The following is an 862-nucleotide window of genomic DNA, read 5'->3' as shown; positions in this document are numbered from 1 at the left end:
AAAAACCAGCTAATGTTTGTCAAGCTTTGCCGCTTGGTCTGCCTGAGAAAAGTTGTTATAATTTCTGTACATGCCAAATAACCCCCGTTGCCGCGGAGGCTTTGGTTAAATATGGTTTACGCTTGGAAGGGCTGGCCTTTCTTCAAGATGGCGTAGATGTGATGCAATAGCTTGTTAGCACAAGCAATCACCGTCACCTTGTAGGGCTTGCCCTCTTGTCTTTTCTTATCGTAGTACGCCTTTAATCGCTCGTTCGTACTCCTCCTAATTCCGCACTGTACGGCCAAATACAGCGCTCTTCGTAATCGTTTAGAGCCGCGTTTGGTGATACGCATGCTGGACGCTACGAATTGTCCAGAGCTGTACACGCTCGGGTCTAACCCTGCGTAAGCGACAAGCTGCTTGGGATTCTCGAATTGACTCGCGTCGCCAATCTCAGCAATTAAGGTCGCCGCCAGCTTATCTCCAATGCCTGGGATGCTCCTTAGCAGCCCTACTTCTGAAATTTCCATGGCCGCCTCTTCGATTTTTATTTCTAAATGGCGTAGTTGCTCTTGCTGGGCAAGCAGAATCTCCACCATACACAACAGTGCCGTCCGTTGAGCTGCGCTCTGCTTTTCAGGCACTGGCATGGCGTGAACGCGTTCCACCTTTTCCTGGATCCATGCCTTTCCGTGAGAAGAGCCCGCTGTTTCCCGTATCACCTCTTCGGTTACGTTTTCTTCCAGCAGTACATATCGCAGCACGTGCAACGCCGTTTTGGCATACATATCTCGAAACACGCTTTCGAATGCCGGGCAGACTTGATCCAGCAACGCCCTTGCGTTCAGCTTCGTCTGCACGAATTGAGACGTCATAAACT

1 protein-coding gene is annotated in these 862 nt (G+C 50.1%); it reads right to left on the bottom strand.

Features of this window, described 5'->3' with window-relative positions; all coding sequences use genetic code 11:
- Positions 1–116: 116 nt before the first annotated feature.
- The coding region (locus tag H7C18_RS34605) for an IS110 family RNA-guided transposase (RefSeq protein WP_238358158.1) at positions 117–862 on the bottom strand (746 nt) is incomplete at its 5' end.

The organism is Cohnella zeiphila, assembly GCF_014212055.1.
GTDB classification, from domain to species: Bacteria; Bacillota; Bacilli; order Paenibacillales; family Paenibacillaceae; genus Cohnella; species Cohnella zeiphila.
The sequence above is the reverse complement of the archived record's forward strand: the minus strand, read 5'-3'. Positions and strand labels throughout refer to the sequence as shown.